We start from the raw sequence: 17,688 nt of genomic DNA, 5'->3' as shown, positions 1-17,688 counted from the left end.
GTAGGGGGCGGGGGCAGTCCCCCACCAGTCGGACACAAGACAGCCGGCGAGGCGCGCCGAAGGTCTTCGCGTTTCAAACAATCCAGCCGTGAGCCGACGTGCTGGAGCATAGCCGGCACGGGACGCGGACGAACGACGACGCGAGGACGACGACAGACGGGCACGCGGCACGGCATGGGATGAAGACAGTTTCACCCCATACGGCCCACATGTCACGTCGGCGAGCGCGACGGCGTTACACCATGGCTAGGCGAAACGTTCGCAGACGTGAGCAGCGGGGACACAATAGCCATACGAACGCTGTTCACCACATCTGGTTTTGGACGGTTTTTGGACGGCACCCGTATGATTACACATGGTTTATGTGATATACATGGTATTGAATTTCGTTGAAATTCCAACGTTTCCAAGCACCGCAATAGTCGTTAGCTAGAGTTCGACTCTCTCTGGGGGTACCGCTCAAGGACCGGTTTCGCGCCGGTCCTTTTTTCGTTTCCACGACGTCCGCCCAAGTCACGCGACGGACGGCGTCCTTCCGACGTCCGATACACGATGGCCCCGCGCCGGAGGAGCCGTCGCTCCCCCGGCGCGGGGCCATCGGACACGTGGGATCATCGGACTCGCCAGACGTCAGCGCTTCAACCAGACGTCAGCGTCCAACCAGACGTCAGCGTCCAACCAGACGTCACCACTCCAACCAGACGTCAGCGCTTCGAGATGGCCCAGAAGGTCGGGCTGCTGTCCCAGTTGAACCCGACGCCCTTCAACCCCTTGACGGTGGCGCTGGTCGCGTTCGTGTTGTAGATGGGGATGGAGGGCAGGTCCTCGAGAAGGATCTCCTCGGCCTGCACGTACAGCTTGTCCGCGTCGTCGGTGGACGCGGCGGCCGAGGCCTTGGCGAGCAGGTCGTCGAACTCGGCGTTGCTGTACTTGCCGTAGTTGCGGCCGCCGAGCGCGCTGCTCGCGTAGATGGGCGTGAGGTAGTCCTCGACGGACGGGTAGTCGGGACCCCAGATATCGTGGTACGCGGAGTCGATCTTGCCGGCGTACGCGTTGGTGATGTACTCCTTCTGGGTGGGGATCGGATCGGTCTTCGCGTCGATGCCGAGCGTGTTCTTGAGCTGGTTCACGATGGCGTCGTACGTCTCCTTGTAGGTGCCGTCGGCGTTGTAGGTGATGGTGAAGTCGCCGTCCCAGGGGCTGATCTCGTTCGCCTGCCCCCACAGCTTCTTGGCTTCGGCGGCGTCGTGGCGGAGCACGTCAGCGCCCTTGAGGCTGCCGGAGTACGGCTTGAACACCGGGGAGGCGAAGTCGGTGGCGGGGCTCGCGAGCCCGTTCATGATCTTCTCGGTGATGGCCTTGCGGTTGATGGCGAGGCTGATGGCCTTGCGGCGCAGCACGCCCTCCTTGCCGGAGAAGTGCTTGAGGTCCTCGGGGATGCCGAGGGCGACGCGCACGGGGCCGGGTTCGCTGTACGCCTTGACGGTCTTGTCGTTGAGGAGGTTCTTCAACGCGCTGGACGGGATGGCGCTGGTGATGTCGAGGTTGCCGGACTGCACGTCGGCGTACTGCGCGTTCGTGTCCGTGTACATCCGGTAGGTGATGCCGTCGTTCTTCGGCTGGTAGTAGCCGGTGTAGTTCGGGTTCGGCACGACCTCGATCTGGCTGTCGTGCTTCCAGGACTTGAACTTGTAGGGGCCGTTGCCCACCGGGTTCTCGCCGAAGGCCTTCGGGTCCTTGTAGAAGGATTCCGGCAGCGGGTCGTAGGCCATGAAGGTCAGGACGGTCGGGAAGACGGCCGAGGCGGCGTTGAGCGTGATGGTGAAGTGCGTGTCGTCCTGCACGGAGAGTCCGGAGAGCTGTTCGTCTCCTTTCAGCCCGTCCTTCTGCAGGTCGTCGTAGCCCTTGATGTATGCGAGGTATCCGGCGTTCTTCTGTGCGTTCTTCACGTTGGCGGTGTACGACCACGCCTTCACGTAGCTTTCGGCGGTGATCGGGGTGCCGTCGGAGAACTTCAGCCCATTGCGCAGGGTGACCGTGTACTGCGTGTTGTCGGCGTTCGGCTCGATCTTCTCGGCGTTCTCGTTGACGATGCTGCCGTCGGCCTTGGTCACGACCAGGCCGGTGAACAGGACGCGGTTGAGGACGAGCGCGCCGTTGCCTTCGTTGGTGTCGCCGGGGACGAGCGGGTTCTGCGGTTCGCCGATGCCGAGGCTGATGACGTTGCCGTCCGCGGCGTTCTCCCCGTTGGAGGCGACGCCGCAGCCGGCGAGCATCGTGGCCGCGGCGATGGCCGCGACGATGGTACGTATGGTGCGTGTGGTGCGTTTCATATGCTCTTTCCTTCTCTTTTTTCCTTTGGTACGTTCGATGCGATGTACGGTTGGTTCGATGTACGGTTGGTTCGCCCGCGTTCGGTTCGATGTGCATTCGGTTCGCCCGCGTCCGGCGTGACCGCCGTCAGGCGGCCCAGCGGGTGGGGAACGGGTCGTCGATCAGTCGGTCGAGGGTGAAGTCGCCCCGCTCCATCATGTAGATCTCGGTCAGCGCGAGGCCGATGCCGGCCGCGCCGCGGAAGAGGCTGTGGGGCCGGGTGATGTCGTCGGGCTTCTGCCGCCAGAACGCGATGGGCCAGTCGGCCCGCCCGTCGCCCAGGTCCTCCTTCATGCCGAGGATGACGTTTCCACAGCGGATTGCGAGGTCGTGCCAGCGTTGTTCGCCGGTGGCGAGGTACAGGCCGACGAAGTAGTGGACCAGTCCGGCGTGCCCGCAGCACAGCGTGTCGATGTTCCACAGTCCGCGGGATTGGTGTTCGGGGGCTCCCAGGGATTCGAACCCGTCGGCGAGCGCGTGGAGGAATGTCGCTGCGTCCTCGTCCCTAGCGATCCGGTGGAGCAGGTATGGGAACTGTCCGGTGCCGGCGATGCCGTGGCAGTGGCCGAGCGGGAACAGGTCGCGTTCCTCGGGGGCGAGGCTGCGCGGGATGAGCACGCCTTTGGTCTGGGGTACGGCGACCGACTTCAGGTAGCGCAGCTGGTCGCGCGCGGCATCGAGGTAGCGCTGTTCGCCGGTGAGTTCGTACAGCTTGAGCAGGATGTATCCGCTGCCGGCCGCGCCGAACTCCCAGTTGGGCATGTTGTGGTCCATGTGGAAGACGACGCCTTCGAAGGTGGCGGTGCCGCCGAAATGGCCGTCGAACACCAAGTGTCCTTCGCTGTCCGGCTTGCCTTCGGCGAGATACTGTTCGCCGGCACGGCGGACGACGTCGAGGACCGCGGGGTCGTCGAGGTGCCGGCCGAGCGCGAGGAGGAACAGGATGACGCCGCCGTCCTTCACCCATGCGGTGTTGCCGGTCCAGTAGGGACCGTGTTCGCCCGCCTTGGAGTGGGACAGGTACCGTTCCGCGAACCGGAGGGCGGTCTGCGCGTACGTGGGGTCGTCGAACACGTCGGCGGCCTCCAGCAGCATGAGTCCGTAGCAGCTGTCGAAGCCTTCGAGCGTGGTGACGGGCGCCTCGTCCACCTTGGCCTGGATCCACTGCGCGGCGCGGCGGGCCGTGTCACGGTATCCGGGATCACCGGTCACGCGGGCGAGCTGGATGTAGAAGTGCATGATGCCGGCGGAGCCGTCGGCGTATCCCGGGTTCGGACGTTCGCCGCCGACGCCCTCCCAGTAGAGGCCGTCGGCGTCCTCGAGCTGGAACCCGCGGATGTAGCGCTCCGCCTGGAGGGCGGTGTCGAGCCATTCCTCCGTGCTTCCGGCCTGTCTGATCCCATATGGTTTGCCGACGCGGAACGACCACCTGTCCTTCTCTGCCGGCCGTTCCGTGTCTGTGTTCGCAACGCGCATGGCACCAACACATACCGGAGGGACGGCCGCGACACGGCCGTCCCCCTATAGATGTTTCTTGGTGCCCGTTATCATCCTCGCGTCGGCGGCGTGACCGGCGCGCCGCCCGTCGAGCGCAGGTGTCCGGCGATCGCATACACGACGTCCTGCAGCCGGCGGAGTTCGGATTCGCGGCTGACCGTGCGCCATTGCGCGGCGTACGCCTCCATCCAGATCTCCAGTTCGCCGGCGAGGCGTGTCGCGTCGCCGCGTCGCGCCGCCGCGTCCGGCCATGGGCCGTCGAGGGTTCCGGCTTCGGCCGCGAGGTGCAGTCCGATCCGGTTCAGCAGCCGTTGTCCTTCGATGGCGATGCGGAATGCCGCGGCGTCGCCTGCGAGGCGCGGTCCCGCGGATGCGGCGGTCGCGGCGATGCGGCGGGCGAGGTCGCGAAGCGTACGGTCCGCGGCATCGGTGGAGGCGAGGCGTCGCGTCAGGCAGTGCATCAGCATGCGTCGGGCCGCGGCGGGCGACGGCGTCGGACCGTCGTCCCGGAGGGCGAGGGTCTCGGCGTCAGGCCGTTCGTCCTGCGACAGCAGTCCCGGGATGGCCTGCAGCGCGTCGGCGGCGACGCCGCCGTGTCCGTCGTCGAGTTCCAGCCACGCGATGAGATGCCCCCATGCGAATGCGGCCGCGTGTCCGGCGCCGTCGAGGATGTCCGGCAGTGCGCCGCCGGCGTCGTGGTATTCGACGTGCGAGATGCGGCGGAGCATCTCGCCCTTGTCGGCCACGCGTCCCGGAGCCCATGCCTCCTGCGCGCCGACGATCATGCCGGGGATGGCCATGCGCGGGTCGTTGACGTGGCCGAAGTCGCCCCAATCGGTGACGAGCATGCCTTGCGCATGGTATTGCTCGCCGTATCGGGCCATGCGGACGATGTTGTTCCATGCGTCGTCGAGGCGCGGCAGGAGCGCGTTCCAGCACCACACGGCGGGGCAGACGATCTGCGTGGCGCCGGATTCGGAGACGGCGCGGATCTTCCCGTCGTCGACCTGCGGATCGTACTGCCAGTTGAGCAGCGTGACGGTTTCGGGCAGGCGTTCCAGGATCTCGGGGTGTTCGAGGGCGATGTCGCCCCACATCATCGGCTGTTTGCCTTGGGTCTCGAGGTGGCGGCACAGGCGGGTGACGTAGTCGGCGTACATTGCGGCGACGCCGATCCGCTCGGCGAGGGGTTTAGAGCGGCCCTTGCCGAGGTCGAAGGTCTCGTCGGCGCAGATGTTGAACTTGTCGGAGCGGAACAATTGCAGGTAGTCGTCGACGAGCCGGCACGACAGGTCGAAGGCGCGGTCGTCGCTGATGTTCAACGTGTGGTGGCGCATGCGGTCGATGAACCCGAACGGCTCGTCGACATCCTCGGGGAACTCGCCGAGGTCGCGCAGGCCCTGCGTGCGCAGGGCCATGTAGAGGTGCCCGAACGTGGAGACCGACGGGACCAGTTCGATGCCCCGTTCGGCGCAGTACCCGTCGAATTCGAGGATGTCCTTCGGGGTGAGCGGGCTGCTGCCGCGCCAGGTCTCGCTCATCCCGTCGAACGCGAAGGTGTGTTCGACGTAGAGCTGGAGCTGGTTGTACCGGTACAGGCAGAGCTTGTCGGCCCAGGTCTTGAGCCAGTCGAGGGTGGGGACGCGCCCGCGGGTCACGTCGAGATAGTAGCCGCGTGTGCGGAAGGCGGGCTCGTCCTCGATGTGCAGGCAGGGCAGGGCGGCGCCGCATTGGCGGATGAGCTGGCGCAGGGTCTGCACACCGTTGCGCACGCCCTCGAAGTCCGCGCCCGCGACGGTCACGCCGTCCGGCGTGACGTCGAGCGTGTACGCGCCGGGGCGGCGCGTGCCGTCGGCCGCGTCGCCGCCGATGGTCAGCGAGATGGCGCCGGGCCACCGGTCGCCGGTGGCGATGTCCCAGTCCAGTCCGGTCGTCTCGCGGATGTCGTCGACGAGCTGCGCGGCGAGTATGGTCCGGTCGTCGCCGATGTCGCGGGATTCGTTGATCCGGCCGAGCATCGGCAACAGCAGTGTGCCGTCCATGAGCCGCATGGTCCTGGGCTCGGGGATGATCGTCCACGTCGTCGTGGTCGTCTGGTCGTTCATGATGCTCCTTTCCTGTCGCCGGCCGGGCGGGGTCAGCGTGCGATGATGGCGGCGCCGATTGCGCCGATCGGCACGGACGGGTCGACGAGACGCAGCCGTTCCGGCAGCCTGAGGCTTGCGATGAAGCCGCTGTCGGCCTCTCTGCCGCGCAGTTCGCCGCGCAGCGCGTCGAGCAGCGGGGTGCCGGCGTGCGCGACGCCTCCGCCGATGACGATGACCGACGGGTCGGCGGTCTGGGCGATGATCTGCACGACGTCGGCTAGGGCGTGCAGCACGATGCCGCGCACCCGCGTCGCCGCGGCGTCGCCTCGCGCGGCCTTCGCGAGGATGTCGGGCAGGGGCGGATCGGCGGCGGGCCACATGCGGCGCATGCCTCCCCCCGAGCAGGCGGTCTCCAGACATCCGCGCTGACCGCACGGACAAGCCATGCGGTTGGGGTCCACCGGCAGGTGGCCGATCTCCCCGAGGGCGCCGGTGTCGCCGTGCTCGAGGACGCCGTCATGGACGAGGCCGGCGGCCAGGCCGGTGCCCAGGTTGACGAACGCCATCCTGCCGCGCCTCGATGCCGCGGGCAGGGTGCCGTAGGCGCCGAGGGCCGCCACGTTCACGTCGTTGTCCACCTGCACGGGCAGGCCGAGGGCCGAGGATGCGCGCTCCCCCAGTTCAAGCCTCTCGATGCCGAGGTTGACGACGTTCTCGACCAGTCCGGTGCGGTGGTGCACCAGGCCGGGGATGCCCACGCCCACCGACCGCACCTCGCCGGCGCGCGCGCCGGCCACCCGCGGCACGAGGGCGGCCACGTCCTCGACGACTTCCGCGCCGCCCGGCCGGGCCGGCACACGCGCGGACGCGAGGACCACGCCGTCCGCGTCGACGAGCACCGCCTCGATCTTCGTGCCTCCGACGTCGACGCCGACGCGCAGGTCCTTCGCTCCGGCGACATTGCTGGCGCATGTTTCCATGGTTGGTCTCCGTTCCCATCAGGAGGCGGACCTCCGCTTTGTCCGCCGCCTATTATGTTTGGAATCCTTACATATTGACTTCTCCAGCGATGATACACCATGACGCGCAGGGCCGGCGCCACGGAGAGGCGAGACGTCAGGACGCGGCGGGCGCGGACGGCCCACGGCGGCCCACAATCGCACGCAGCACGCAGACCGCCTGCCCTCGCAGGGTGGCGTCGTCGCCGAGCTCGCACCGGCGCACCCTCACCACGCTTTGGAAATCGCTGCGGGACAGGGAGTTGATGGTCTCCGCGCAGGCGTCGAGGAACGCGTCCCCGACGAGGTCGGGCGGGCCGTAGACGGCGATGTCATGCAGGTTCAGCAGGCTCACGGGCATGACCAGCGCGCCGCCGAGCCTCGTCCCGGCCTCGGCCAGGATGTCCGCGCGCCGCCCGGGCTCCCGGCGGATGCGTTCGCGCAGCGCGACGGCGGAGACATAGGTCTCCAGGCATCCGTGCTTGCCGCAGGCGCACGCCGGGCCGGACGGGTCGACCACGACGTGGCCGATCTCGCCGGCCGCATGGTCGTCGCCCTCCACGAACTCGTCGTTGAGCAGCACCGACGCGCCGATGCCTCGGGTGACCTGCACGAGCAGGCAGTTGGGCTCGCCGCGTCCGAGGAAGCGGTCGGCGAGCAGCGCGGCGCTCGCATCGTTGTCCACGCGGACGGGCAGCGAGAATTCGCCTTCGAGCAGGTCACGGAGCTCCACGCCGCTCCAGCCGAGGTTGGAGCTGGAGACCACCCTTCCCGAACCGGAGACCACGCCGGGGACGGCGACGCCGATGCCGACCAGACGCGGCCCGGCGAGCCGGACCATTTCGTCGACGAGCGACAGCACGTCGCCGGGGTCGATCCGGTCGCCATCGTCGAGCACGCGTTCGCGGCGTTCGACGATCCTGGCCCGCAGGTCCATCACGGCACCGGTCATCACGTACGGGCGGGACAGGTCGACGCACACCAGACGGAGCGCGTCCGTGTCGATGGCCAGCAGGGTGCCCGGCTTGCCGCGGCCGTCGCGGCGCGCCGCGCCCAGCTCCCTCAGCAGGCCGTCCTCGATCATCTCGCCGGTCACATCCGTGGCGGTGGCCCGGGAGAGACCCGTCCTCTTGCACAGGTCGGCGCGGGACAGCTGGCCGTCGGGGAACAGCAGCCGGAACAGCAGCCTGCGGTTGTTGGCCCTCGCGTCGCTGGGATTGGACTTGACGTACATGGCAGACGGTCTCCTTGCGCGGAATCGATGGCGGGACATGCGACGGAACTGCGTCGGGACGGCCTCCCGCGCCATCCGCGAACGGCTTCAGGATAGCACCCGCAAGAGGTCTGACATTATGCAACCCGCGCCGTCTTGACAAGCCTCCCACGCTTGCGTACAATCATGTTCGACATCCAAACAAAATAGATGCGACATCCGACCAACGACGGTCGGGCGCAGAAAGAAGTCGATATGAACAACACCACGCGCACCGCCATAGCCACCGCCGCCATCGCCTCGATGCTCTTCCCGCTCGCCGCCTGCGGCAACACGACCGCGACCAGCAGCTCGGGCAAGACCAAGCTGACGGTGTGGTCGTGGGACACGAGCATCGACCGCGCCGCCGAGGCCTTCATGAAGGCCAACCCGGACATCACGGTGAAGGTGAGCAACGTCGGCAGCACCGACGAGACCTACACCGCCCTCAACAACGCCTCCCAGGCCGGCAGCGGCCTGCCCGACGTCACCCTCATCGAATACCTCGCCGTCCCGCAGTTCGTGCACTCCGGCACGCTCAGGGACCTCAGCGACCTCTACGACACCGCCAAGCTCAAGAAGACGTTCACCCCCGGCACCTGGAACTCCGTGAACATCAACGGCGGCCTGTACGCGATGCCCGCCGACTCCGGCCCCATGGCCTACTTCTATAACAAGGACGTGTTCGACAAGGCCGGCATCAGCGAACCGCCGACCACCTGGGACGAATTCTACGAGGACGCGAAGAAGGTCCGCGCCACCGGCTCCTACATCACCTCCGACTCCGGCGACGCCGGCCTGTTCAACGCGATGATGTGGGCCATGGGCGGCCAGGCCTACAAGGTCGACGGCGAGAACCTGACCATCGACGTCACCGGAGACAAGGGTGCCCAGCGGTTCATGGACCTCTGGCAGAAGATGCGCGACGAGGACCTCATCGACGTCCACACCAAGACCTGGACCGACGACTGGATGAAGTCCCTGGGCGACGGCTCCGTCGCCAGCCTCATCAGCGGCGCCTGGATGGCCAACAACCTCCTGCAGGGCGTGCCGCAGGCCACCGGCAAGTTCCGCGTGGCCCTCCTGCCCACCGTCGACGGCAGCACCGTCAACGCCGAATACGGCGGCAGCGGCCTCGCCATCACCAAGGAGGTCTCGGACAGCAAGCTCGACGCGGCCAAGAAGTTCGTCGAATACGTGACCACCAGCGACGAGGGCATCGACGTCCGCGTCTCCAACGGCAGCTTCCCGGCCACCACCGCGACCCTCAACCAGAAGGACTTCCTCGACAAGACCACCCTCAAGAACTCCGACGGCAGCGACAACGAGTTCTTCGGCGGCCAGAAGTACAACGAGGTCTTCTCCCAGGCGGCCGAGAACGTCACCGGCAAGTGGGAGTTCCTGCCCTTCGAGCCGTACGCCCGCTCCATCTACAACGACTACATGGGCTCCTTCTTCTCCGGCAAGTCCGACATCAAGTCCGCTGCCGCGAAGTGGCAGAAGGCCATGAAGGACTACGCCAAGGACCAGGGCTTCACCGTCAAGTGAGCCGCTGATCTCCCGGCCGTCCCGTCCGTCCCCATGACGGCGCGGACGGGACGCCTCCCATCACTTCCCTTCCTTCCTCTCTTCTCTTCCATTCTCCTTCAACGCGTGAGGCCCGGCACTGTTCAGTGCCGGGCCTCACGCGTCTTCGGGGATGTCAGCGTCCCTCCGTCTCCAACCTCTTCGCCACCCAGTCGACGATGTACGGGGCGACCTGCTCGATCTGGTCGATGGCGACCTCGAACTCGTGCGGACCGCCGTACCACGGGTCCACCAGGTCGATCTCGCTTTCGCGACCGGCCGGCGGCTTCGGCAGGTCCGGGTCGAAGCTGCGGTACATGTGCACCTCGGCGCGTTTCGCCGGCGGCAGCATGCGCAGCAGCGCGCGCATGTGCGAGGCGGTCATCGGCAGGAACAGGTCGGTGCGGGCGATCTCGTCGCGGCTGATCCGGTGCGCGAAATGGTCGCGAGGGATCTCGTCGCCGTAGCCGCGCTCGCGCAGCACGTGCACGGCGCGCGGGTCGATGGGATGACTCCACTCCTCGTCGGAGACGCCGCTGGATTCGACGTCCACCTTGTCCGCGAGGCCGCGCTCGTCGAAGAAGTGGCGCAGGATGATCTCGCCCATCGGCGAACGGCAGATATTGCCGGTGCACACGGTCATCACCGTGTACTTGTGCGGGGTGTCGCCGTGCTTGTCGGCCATGGTTCACTCCTTGTGAGGTCGTCTTGGTGAGGTCGTCTTGCGGTCGGTATCGGGTTCAGCGCGTCTCGCCGTCGACGCGGCCGTAGGTGACGAAGCGGTATCGGGCGATGCCGGTGTCCGGCTTCCTCGGCTCCAGCCACGGCGTGCGGTCGATGACCTCCCACTGGCCTTCCTCGGCGAGCGCGGCGATGTCGGGCGCGTACGTATCGGCGTCGACCTGGGCGTCGAGCAGGGTGACGTACACCTTGTTCGCCTGCGGCAGCACCTCCTGGAAGAGCTGCGCGCCGCCGATGACCCAGATCTCGGATCGGTCGAGCCCGTCGTCCGGGATGGCCTCCTGACGGGCCAGGTCGAGCGCGTCCTCGAGCGAGTCGACGACGGTGGCTCCCGGCGCGCGGTAGCCGGTGTCATGCGAGACGACGATGTTGTCGCGGTTGGGCAGCGGTCGGTACTTCGGCCCGAGCGATTCCCACGTGCGTCGTCCCATGATCACCGGGTGGGAGACGGTGAGCTCCTTGAAATGCTTCATGTCCTCGGCGAGGTGCCAGGGCATGCCGCCGTCGAAGCCGATGGCGCCCGTACGACCTTCCTTGTCGCGCGCTTCGGCCCAGATCAGGTTCACCGAGAACGTCTTGGGGAAATCGTCGCCCCAATCCTCGACCTCGTCAAGCCCGGCGTCACCGGGCTCGGGTTCGTGATAGCCGCTTCGGCTACTGTCGTGCTCCATTTCATTCACTCCTTGGGTGAGTTGGACTAGAGGGAAGTCTAGTGTCACACGGCGACCGTCATACGGCGACGGGCGCCTTGATGGTGGGGTGGTGGCGGTAGTCGATGATGTGGAAGTCCTCGTACGCGTAGTCGAACAGGCTGTCGGCCTTGTCGATGGCGATCCGCGGGTACGGGTACGGATCGCGGGAGAGCTGTTCGAGCACCTGTTCGATGTGGTTGTCGTACACGTGGCAGTCGCCGCCGGTCCAGACGAATTCGCCGGGTTCCAGTCCGGCCTGCTGGGCCATCATCAGCGTGAGCAGGCTGTAGGAGGCGATGTTGAACGGCACGCCGAGGAACATGTCGCACGAGCGCTGGTAGAGCTGGCAGCTGAGGCGTCCGTCCGCCACGTAGAACTGGAACAGCGCGTGGCAGGGCGGCAGGGCCATGTGCTCGACTTCGGCGGGGTTCCATGCGGAGACGACCATGCGGCGCGAGTCGGGATGGTTGCGGATGAGGTCCATCACGTTGGCGATCTGGTCGATGGTGCGGTCCGGGTCCTCGGGCGTGGGCGCGGGCCAGCTGCGCCACTGGGCGCCGTAGACGGGTCCGAGGTCGCCGTTGGCGTCGGCCCATTCGTCCCAGATGTGCACGCCGTGCTCCTGCAGCCAGCGTACGTTGGTCGAGCCTTTGAGGAACCAGAGCAGCTCGTAGGCGAGTCCCTTGAAGAACACGGTCTTGGTGGTGAGCAGCGGGAATTCGCCGTGGGACAGGTCGAAGCGGATCTGCTGGCCGAACAGGGAGATGGTGCCGGTGCCGGTGCGGTCCGATTTGAGGGTGCCGTGCTCGAGGATGCGGCGCACGAGGTCCTCGTACGGCATGGGGATGTCGGTGTCGGGTCGTGCGGGGATGCGGTCGCGTATCGCCGCGAGTTGTTCTTCCGTCAAAGCCATGCGTCCCAGTGTAGCGTGAGGCGTCCGGGGCGCGGTTCGCGCACGGCGCACGACGCCGACGCGCCGTGCGTCCGTCGTCGGCGGAATGTCCCCGCCGCACGTGCGCGGCGTGGGCTAGATTGGACGTAGCGCGACGCGGCAGGCGCGTCGCGGATGACACGAAGGAGTCAGCATGGGCAAGCGACTGTGGGTCGAGCGCAACAAGGACGGTTCCTGGGACGCGTTCAGCGACGACGGCGCGCACATCAAGTTCGGCAAGGACCGCGGCCAGTTCACGCCCGGCGACCTGATGAAGATCGCTCTGGCCGGCTGCGCCGCGCTGTCCAGCCAGTTCGCCATCGAGCACACGCTGGGCGAGGGCAAGGGCGCGAAGATCGTCGTGGACGGCACGTACGACGCCGACAACGACGCGTACATCAACTTCAGCGAGCAGGTCGTCGTCGACGCCTCCGAGGCGGGTCTGAGCGACGAGGACGCCGACAAGCTCAAGGAGCGCATCACCCGTCACATCGACAAGGGCTGCACCGTCAAGCACACGTACGTGCAGGAGACCCCGGTGCGCATGGAGGTGACGGTCAGGCACTGACCGTCACGCCGGCGTGCGTCCGCGCAGACGCACGCCGCCATGCATGGGAAAGGCTCCCGTCGCGTCCGATGAGGATGCGACGGGAGCCTTCGTCGTCCTGCCGGACGTCCGATCGTCCGGGCCGTCCGGTTCCGACGTCCGTCAGTGTTCGGGATCGATGGTCTGCTCGATCTTCCGCGCCACCTCGGGTTCGGCCGTGGGCACGGGGACCTCCTCGACGCCGCTGATGTCGTCGAGCGGCTTCGGCTTGACCTCGGCCGGGGAGCCCGGCACGGTGTCGAGACGGGATTCGGCGGCCTCGACGTACTTGCGGGGCACCACATAGACCGGTCCGGCCGCATGCTGCAGCAGCCCCTGGCTGATGGAGCCGAGGAGCAGGCCGGTGAAGCCGCCGCGGCCGCGGGAGCCCACGACGACGACGTCGTGGTCGTAGCTGGCCTTGGTGAGCGTGTCCACGGCGGAGCCGGGCACGATGCGCTTGTTGATGACGAGGTCCGGGTACTGTTCCTCGAGCGGCTTGACGCGGGTTTCGAGATCCTCCATGTAGGACTCATAGACGGCGTCGTCGGCGCCCTTGACCTGCGGCGCGGCGGAGATCACGTCGAGCTCGGCGCCCCACGCGTGCGCGAAGTCCGCGGAGATCTCGAGGGCCTTGAGCCCCCACTTGGATTCGTCGGAGCCGACGGCGACCTTGGTGATGGTGTTGTTGAGGTGCATGAGGTTGCCGTCGTCGTCGGTGTAGGGCACGACGACGATCGGGCAGTACGCGTAGGCGGGCAACGAGGAGGACGTGGTGCCGAGCAGGCGTTCGGCCAGTCCGCCCTTGCCGCGGTTGCCTATGACGATGAGGTTGTAGTTGCGGCTCAGCTCCACGAAGACGGACGCCGGATCGCCGGTGACGATGAGCGTGGCCGCCTCGACGCCCTGCTCGTCCGCGATGGCCTTCGCCTTGGAGAGGATCTCCTGGGCGTCGGAATGGGCCGCGTTGTCGTCCCCCATGGCGGTGTAGGTGGCATCGAAGCTCACCGCGGCGTAGCTGGGCAGCGAGTAGGCGCAGACGATCTGCAGCGTGAGCCCCGCGTGCTTGGCGTAGTTGGCCGCCCACCATGCGGCCTTGTAGCTGGCGTTCGACCCGTCAACTCCGACGAGAATAGCCTTGTCATTGATCATGACGACCTCCTTGACAGTCACTGCGGCGGCGCGTAGGCGTCGTCGCTCCCCTGTGCCTTCCAAGGATACCCCGCACCGGGCGTTTGGTCCGGCAACCGACACGAAAGTTCGCGACCGGCATGTCCCGGGGGTGCCCGGATACGAGAACGGCGCCCTCCCCGCGGGAAGGGCGCCGTTCTTCATCTTCCGTCGAAGACTGCTGGCGGAATCGGTGCGGCCGTGGCGGCCGGCGGACTACTTGAGGATGCGGTAGTACTCGAAGGAGCTGCTGTACACCGGGGCGTAGCGCACGGTGTCGCCGGGCTTGGTGGCGTGGACCATCATGCCGTTGCCGGCGTAGATGCCGACGTGGCCGGGCTTCCACATGAGGTCGCCGGGCTGCGGGTTGCTCACGAGCGTGCCGTTGGCCTGCGCCCACGCACGCTGCTGGGCGTCGGTGCGCGGCAGGCTGATGCCGAACTGGGCGAACACGTACTGGGTGAAGCCGGAGCAGTCGAAGCCGGCCGTGGTGGTGCCGCCGTAGACGTACGGGATGCCCTGGAACTGGAGGGCGTAGGAGACGAGGCCGGAACCGTTGGAGCTGGTAGGCGCCTCGATGGCCTTGGCGGACGTGGACGCGGAGGTCGAAGAGGAGGACGAGGACAGGGACTGGCGGGAGGCGGAACGGCTCGCGGCGGCGGCCGCGGCGGCCTGACGCTCCTGCTCGGCCTTGGCTTCGGCGTCCTTCTCGGCCTGGGACTTGGTCTTCGGCACGTCGAGGGATTCGATGCCGCCCCAGTTGGAATCCTGCTCCACATCGGTGGAGGTGGCTTCCTTGAGCACGTCCTTGCGGGCGGCGGCGGTCTTCGGGAACGAGCGTTCGGAGGAAACGACGCTCGGCTGGTCCGCGGCGGTGGCCGCGGGCGCGACGGTGACCAGGGTGGCGACGCACGCGGCCCCGGCGAGAATCATGGATGCAGTCTTCGTAAAGGTATTCATCGGTTCACCACCGTACCATCCGCAGGTAACAGCCGCCAAACCCTGACGTTCTCCCTTAGGGGAATGACAGGCGACACGCCGTGATGTGCGGTTGTGACGGATTGTTCGGGAATGTGTGGATCAGTAGTGGATGTACTGGAAGTCGGAGACGTTCGTGAACGTGCGGGAGACGGTGCGCCCCTGCAGCGAGGAGCCGCATTCGGAGGTGGTGACGGAGCCGTCCGGGTTGATGCTCTCCACGATGGCCACGTGGCCGTACACGGCGCTGGCGCCTTCCTGCCCGGTGCGGAACACCATGATGTCGCCGACGTGGCGAGGCGTGTTGTCCACCCAGTAGCCGAGCGCCTTGGCGCTGGCGGCCCACTGGGCGCCGTTGCCGAAGTGCGAGCCGACGGGCAGGCCCAGCTGCTGGCGGCGCGTGTACGCCCACCAGGTGCACTGGGAGAACTCGTAGGCGAGACCGACGTCGCCCGTGGCGTGGTTCGGGTCGAATCCGGCGGGCAGCAGGTCGGCGTCCTGGTCCATGAGCTTGGCGACGTTCTCGTTGTTCGCCAGGGAACGGGACATGAGCTTGGAATCGAGTTCGGTGCTGTCGGCGCCGAGCGTCCAGGAACCGTTGTTCGTGGTCTGCTGGGTCTGGGAGTCGTCCACGGACGTGGCGGTACGGTCCGTCGTCGTATCCGCGGCGGTGGAGGATTCGGCGGCGGTGTCCTCGAGCGGGGTGCGCGCGTCGGAACGGGAGGCGGCGGCGACGTGCTGGATCTGCGTGGTGGTGGTCGGGTCGTCGGCGAGCGGCATGTCGACGTCGTCGGGGCTGGCGAAGGCCACGGCGGTGGCGGCGGTGCCGGCCAGCGCGGCGAGGGACGCGGATCCCATGATGAAATTGCGGCGTTCGGCGGCCTTGGCGGCCTCTCGGATGGAGCGGCGGGTCATCGGGGCGATCTCGTTGAGCTTCTGTGCGACGGCCGGCTCGAGACCGAGCACGGCGCCGCCACCCTCCACCATCTGCATGGTGCGGACGCTCCGGTAGGAATGCGAGCCGCGCGCGGCCGTGAACAGCCCCCCGGCCCCGTTCGATCCGTTGCGGCGAACGGTACCGTTGGTGGCTTTATGCGCAGCATGCCTCATACTTCGATACTCCTTGGGGGTTGGGACGACGCCTCTGCAGCCGGCGTCATTCGCCTTCACAATGCGATACCTTACATCCCCCTAGGGTCTTCGGCCAAATCACCCAGGGGTGTCGAACCGGTTCGACCCTCAGTGCGGCCCGGCATACGGCCACGCGCCGAGGTTCGGAATACGGCCGCGCACCCCGTCCATCCGCATGGGCGGCTAAGGTGTGTGGCCATGGCCAATTCTGTGAACATCCCCCAAGACATGCTGCCCGAGGACGGACGATTCGGCTCCGGCCCCAGCAAGATCCGCCCCGAGCAGGTCGCCGCGCTCGAGGCCGGTGCCCGCACGCTGCTCGGCACCTCGCACCGGCAGACGCCGGTCCGCCAGGTCGTCGGATCCATCCGCGAGGGACTGCGCGCCTTCTTCTCGCTGCCCGACGGCTATGAGGTCGCCTTGGGCAACGGCGGCGCCAGCTGCTTCTGGGAGATCGCCTGCGCCTCGCTGATCACCCGCCGCGCGGCGTTCGGTGCCTACGGCTCGTTCAGCGCCAAGTTCGCCGCCTCCGCGGCGAACGCCCCGTTCCTCGAGGACCCCGCGGTCTACGAGGGCGAGCCGGGCACATACCGGCTTCCCGAGTGGACGGAGGACGTCGACGCGTACTGCTGGGCGCACAACGAGACCTCCACCGGCGTGGCCGCCCCCGTGGACCGCGTGCCCGGCAGCGTGGAGCAGGGCGCGCTCACGCTGGTCGACGGCACGTCGGCCGCCGGCGCGCTGCCCGTCGACGTGAACCGGACCGACGCCTATTACTTCTCACCGCAGAAGGCGTTCGGCTCGGACGGCGGCCTGTGGGTGGCCATCCTCTCCCCCGCCGCCGTCGAACGCGCCGAACGCATCGAATCGAACGCGGGACTGCCCGGCGCGAGCCGCTGGGTGCCGCCGTTCCTCTCGCTGACGAAGGCGCTGTCCAACTCCCGCAAGAACCAGACGCTGAACACGCCGGCCGTGGCCACGCTCATCATGATGGAGAACCAGATCCGCTGGCTCAACGACAACGGCGGCATGGACTGGGCGACGGCCCGCTGCGCGAAGTCGGCGTCCCTGCTGTACTCGTGGGCGGAACGTTCGGAATACGCGCATCCGTTCGTCGCCGACGAGGCGGCGCGGTCCCGCGCCGTCGTCACCATCGACCTCGACGACGCGGTCAGCGCCACGGCCGTCGTCGCCGCACTGCGCGAGAACGGCATCGTGGACACCGCCGGATACCGCAAGCTGGGACGCAACCAGCTGCGCATCGGCGTGTTCCCCTCGGTGGAGCCCTCGGACGTGGTGGCGCTCACCAAGTGCATCGACTACGTTGTCGAGCATCTGTAGACGGACGCCATGACGGGTGCGGCGCGCCCGGACGGCATGCCGCACCATAATCGGACATACACAGAACCTACACGAATGGAGGATGCGATGCTGAGGATCGCCCCGATCATCGACCCGGCCGTGCGCCGCCCCGCCCCCAAACCGGTGCGCGTGGACCTGCGCACCGTGTTCCTCGCCGGCACCGCGCTCTGGAGCCTCGCCCTCATCGTCTGCCTCGTCCTCAACGCGCTGGACTTCCCGGTGGGCGAGGCGATCACCGTCTGCGGCGCCGGTGTGACCATCGGCGTGCTCATGCTCATCTGGGAGCATTTCGACCGCTGGGACTACCGCCGGCTCGGCCAGTAG

General features: G+C 67.4%; 15 protein-coding genes. 4 read left to right on the top strand and 11 right to left on the bottom strand.

The genetic code is table 11. The features are described from left to right. Positions 1–704 precede the first annotated feature (704 nt). From KIH78_RS09945 to KIH78_RS09925, 5 genes are all read right to left on the bottom strand, one after another. Positions 705–2,333: a peptide ABC transporter substrate-binding protein gene (locus tag KIH78_RS09945; protein ID WP_219132220.1), complete on the bottom strand. Its 1,629-nt coding sequence runs from the start codon at positions 2,331–2,333 to the stop codon at positions 705–707. Positions 2,334–2,460: 127 nt separating this feature from the next. Beyond that, positions 2,461–3,849 carry a lanthionine synthetase LanC family protein gene (locus KIH78_RS09940; protein ID WP_219132219.1) on the bottom strand — a complete coding sequence of 463 codons (1,389 nt, stop codon included), beginning with the start codon at positions 3,847–3,849 and terminating at the stop codon, positions 2,461–2,463. 71 nt (positions 3,850–3,920) lie between these two features. Next, positions 3,921–5,975 carry a beta-N-acetylhexosaminidase gene (locus KIH78_RS09935; RefSeq protein ID WP_219132218.1) on the bottom strand — a complete coding sequence of 685 codons (2,055 nt, stop codon included), beginning with the start codon at positions 5,973–5,975 and terminating at the stop codon, positions 3,921–3,923. 32 nt (positions 5,976–6,007) lie between these two features. Further along, the gene (locus tag KIH78_RS09930; protein WP_219132217.1) at positions 6,008–6,937 is read right to left on the bottom strand and encodes an ROK family protein; all 930 of its coding nucleotides are present in this window, start codon (positions 6,935–6,937) and stop codon (positions 6,008–6,010) included. A 136-nt stretch (positions 6,938–7,073) separates the two neighbouring features. Continuing rightward, the gene (locus tag KIH78_RS09925; RefSeq protein WP_219132216.1) at positions 7,074–8,189 is read right to left on the bottom strand and encodes an ROK family protein; all 1,116 of its coding nucleotides are present in this window, start codon (positions 8,187–8,189) and stop codon (positions 7,074–7,076) included. 234 nt (positions 8,190–8,423) lie between these two features. Between KIH78_RS09925 and KIH78_RS09920 the strand changes: the two genes are divergently transcribed. Next, the gene (locus KIH78_RS09920; RefSeq protein WP_214314218.1) at positions 8,424–9,755 is read left to right on the top strand and encodes an ABC transporter substrate-binding protein; all 1,332 of its coding nucleotides are present in this window, start codon (positions 8,424–8,426) and stop codon (positions 9,753–9,755) included. A 154-nt stretch (positions 9,756–9,909) separates the two neighbouring features. Here KIH78_RS09920 and KIH78_RS09915 read toward each other — a convergent pair whose 3' ends face one another. The 3 genes from KIH78_RS09915 to KIH78_RS09905 are packed head-to-tail and all read right to left on the bottom strand — an operon-like array spanning position 9,910 to position 12,119. Further along, entirely contained in the window at positions 9,910–10,458 is a 549-nt protein-coding gene (locus KIH78_RS09915; RefSeq protein ID WP_214314216.1) for a low molecular weight protein-tyrosine-phosphatase, read from the bottom strand. Positions 10,459–10,513: 55 nt separating this feature from the next. Beyond that, entirely contained in the window at positions 10,514–11,185 is a 672-nt protein-coding gene (locus KIH78_RS09910; protein ID WP_214314214.1) for a dihydrofolate reductase, read from the bottom strand. Between the two features lie 58 nt (positions 11,186–11,243). Beyond that, the gene (locus KIH78_RS09905) at positions 11,244–12,119 is read right to left on the bottom strand and encodes a thymidylate synthase (protein WP_214314212.1); all 876 of its coding nucleotides are present in this window, start codon (positions 12,117–12,119) and stop codon (positions 11,244–11,246) included. 172 nt (positions 12,120–12,291) lie between these two features. On the opposite strand from KIH78_RS09905, the gene KIH78_RS09900 reads away from it, so the two are divergent. Then, entirely contained in the window at positions 12,292–12,705 is a 414-nt protein-coding gene (locus KIH78_RS09900; RefSeq protein WP_214314210.1) for an OsmC family protein, read from the top strand. 141 nt (positions 12,706–12,846) lie between these two features. On the opposite strand, the gene KIH78_RS09895 is transcribed toward KIH78_RS09900, so the two are convergent. The 3 genes from KIH78_RS09895 to KIH78_RS09885 form a co-directional block, all read right to left on the bottom strand. Further along, positions 12,847–13,875, bottom strand: coding sequence for a universal stress protein (locus tag KIH78_RS09895; protein WP_214314202.1), 1,029 nt, complete (start codon positions 13,873–13,875; stop codon positions 12,847–12,849). Between the two features lie 234 nt (positions 13,876–14,109). After that, on the bottom strand, positions 14,110–14,853 hold the full coding sequence (locus KIH78_RS10780; RefSeq protein WP_274608307.1) for a C40 family peptidase: 744 nt from the start codon (positions 14,851–14,853) through the stop codon (positions 14,110–14,112). Positions 14,854–14,973: 120 nt separating this feature from the next. Continuing rightward, positions 14,974–15,981, bottom strand: a complete 1,008-nt coding sequence (locus tag KIH78_RS09885) for a CHAP domain-containing protein (protein ID WP_219132215.1) — start codon at positions 15,979–15,981, stop codon at positions 14,974–14,976. A gap of 219 nt (positions 15,982–16,200) precedes the next feature. Here KIH78_RS09885 and serC point away from each other — a divergent pair, with 219 nt between their 5' ends. Then, positions 16,201–17,343: a phosphoserine transaminase gene (serC, locus tag KIH78_RS09880; protein WP_219132214.1), complete on the top strand. Its 1,143-nt coding sequence runs from the start codon at positions 16,201–16,203 to the stop codon at positions 17,341–17,343. A 90-nt stretch (positions 17,344–17,433) separates the two neighbouring features. Next, the gene (locus KIH78_RS09875; protein WP_214314342.1) at positions 17,434–17,688 is read left to right on the top strand and encodes a DUF2530 domain-containing protein; all 255 of its coding nucleotides are present in this window, start codon (positions 17,434–17,436) and stop codon (positions 17,686–17,688) included.

The sequence above is a fragment of the Bifidobacterium saguinibicoloris genome, from assembly GCF_019331725.1.
Lineage (GTDB): Bacteria > Actinomycetota > Actinomycetes > Actinomycetales > Bifidobacteriaceae > Bifidobacterium > Bifidobacterium saguinibicoloris.
The sequence above is the reverse complement of the archived record's forward strand: the minus strand, read 5'-3'. Positions and strand labels throughout refer to the sequence as shown.